The organism is Sphingomonas sp., from assembly GCF_048594985.1.
GTDB lineage: Bacteria > Pseudomonadota > Alphaproteobacteria > Sphingomonadales > Sphingomonadaceae > Sphingomonas_I.
In genome coordinates this window covers 1-2,218 of sequence record NZ_JBMDXG010000160.1, presented here as the reverse complement: position 1 = coordinate 2,218, position 2,218 = coordinate 1, and the positions used below count along the sequence as shown (strand labels likewise).

2 protein-coding genes are annotated in these 2,218 nt (G+C 66.4%); both read left to right on the top strand.

Features of this window, described 5'->3' with window-relative positions; translation table 11 throughout:
* Positions 1 to 1,494 (top strand): ABC transporter substrate-binding protein (locus ACOJSF_RS06205; protein WP_420141352.1); only part of this gene is annotated, 1,494 nt, incomplete at its 5' end.
* 40 nt (positions 1,495 to 1,534) lie between these two features.
* Positions 1,535 to 2,152 (top strand): GNAT family N-acetyltransferase, encoded by a 618-nt coding sequence (locus ACOJSF_RS06200; RefSeq protein WP_420141351.1) that lies wholly within the window; start codon positions 1,535 to 1,537, stop codon positions 2,150 to 2,152.
* The last annotated feature ends 66 nt before the right edge of the window (positions 2,153 to 2,218 follow it).

Below are 2,218 nucleotides of genomic sequence, written 5' to 3'. Positions count from 1 at the left end.
GTCGCGGCGCCGCTCGGATCCGCTGACGCGGCCAGCCTCACGGTGGCGCGCGAGTTCGATGCGGACGGTCTCGACCCGCAGCGCGACGGCTCGACCCGCGCCATGCAGGTGGCGTCGCTCATCTTCGACACGCTCCTGACCATGGACGTCGATGGCTCCATCCACCCCGGAATCGCGAAGTCCTGGACGGTCAGCGAGGACGGCTTGTCCTATGCGTTTGCCATTCGCGACGGTGTTCAGTGTCACGACGGGAGCGTGCTCGATGCGGCGGGCGTGAAGGCGAGCGTCGATCGCGCGCTCGATCCCGCGACGATCAACCCGAACGCGCCGGCCTGGGGGCCGGTCGTCGCAACCGATGTTGCCGGCGACGTCGTGACGATCCGTCTTGGCGAGCGTTTCGAGCCTCTGGTCTCGTTCCTGACCAGCCCACCCAGTGCCGTCATCTGTCCGGCGGCCGTCGCAGGCCAAGTCTTTCAACCGATCGGAACTGGACCGTTTCGTCTCGTGAACTGGGTCCGCAACGACCGCGTGGAGCTCGAGGCGAACCGGAACTATCGCAACGTCAATCCGCTGGTCCGCAATCCGGGGCCGCCGCATGTCGAGCGCCTGACGCTTCGCGTCATTCCGGAAGCGGTCGCGCGCATGGCCGCCTTGCGGTCCGGTGAGGTCGACATGGCCGACCCGTCGATCGCCGATGCCGGTTCGTCCGGCGGCGATCCCGGCATTGCCCTCTATTCGGCCGATCTCACCGGCGAGATCATGTTCGCCGGTTTTACCTGGCGCGTGCCACCCTTCGACAATCCGGATGTCCGCCGTGGGATTGCGATGGCTCTCAACCGGCAGTCCTATGCCGAGATCGCCTTCGCGGGTCTCACGCGCGTCGCCGATTGCCCGATCGCGCCCGGCCTCTTCGGGAATGATCCGCAGCATTGCGCCGCCTGGGGCGCCCCCTACGACCCCGAGGGAGCAAAGGCGCTTCTGGCGAAGGCCGGCTACGGGGCGGACCATCCGCTCAGGATGCGCATTCTCGGACCCGCCCGCGAAGGCTGGACGGGCACCTACCAGATCAGGGAGCAGGATCTCGCGGCCATCGGGGTCAAGGCCGAGATCCAGGCGCTGGAGCCGACGACGTTCTTCCATATGCTCGCCACCGCCAACGCCTCGGATGAGGGCGAACCGGCGCTGTGGGTGTCCGGCGTTTCGGGTGTCGATCCCAACTATCTGTATTTCCTTTGGAAACGCCCCGGCTTCGTGAATATGGGCATCGATGCCGAACTCGATGCCCTTCTCGAAGCGCAGCGGGCGCTCTCCGGCGCTGCCCGCGCCGAAAAGCTGGACGAGATTCAGAAATACCTGCTGCAGAAGGGATATATGGTGCCGCTGCTGTCACCGGGCTGGTCCTGGCTGATGGCGCATAGCACGCGCGTCCAGGGCTTTCGCATGGGCTTCATGGCGTCGCTGATCTTCAACGACGTCGAGGTCGCGGCGCCATGATTGCCGAGGACGGGCGGCCGCTGGGAAAGAGATCGGTCGCGTGACCGGCGCCGTGCGCCCCTTCACCATGAGCGACATCGACGCCGCGGCCAATGTCGCTGGCCCAGCCTTCTTCCATGATCCCGGACTGGCGTGGATTCTGCCGGATCCCGCGCAGCGCAGCGCGCTGGCACCGAAGCTCGCCGCGGCCATGATCCGCTATGTCATGCTCGACGGGTTGGCGGAGGTCGACGATCAGTTGCGTGGCCTTGCGCTCTGGTTTCCGCCCGGCTCCCAGCCTCCCTCCGAAGCCGTGCTTCGACGATCGGGGCTTTGGGACGTGCCGCAACTGATCGGCGAGGCCGTCTGGTCGCGCATCCGGGGTCTGATGGCCGATCTCGCGCATCTGCATCGCCTCCGGCGTGACGAACCGCACTGGTATCTCTCGCTTCTCGGCGTCGATCCGGCGGTTCAGCGGCACGGCATCGCGACCTCGCTCATGCGCTCGCGATTCGAAAAGATCGATCGCGACGGCACGCCCTGCTATCTGCTGGCGCCAATCCCCTACAATGTGCGCTTCTACGAGCGGCGCGGCTTCCGCGTTGTGGCCGAGGCGGATGCGGCGGAGGGCCGGCTGCATCTTTGGCTGATGCGACGTGCTCCCGGACAATCGTCGTGACATCCAGGCGGCGCTACCTTTGATCCTTCGGCGCGCCATGGCTTATATCGCGTCGACGGATCGACG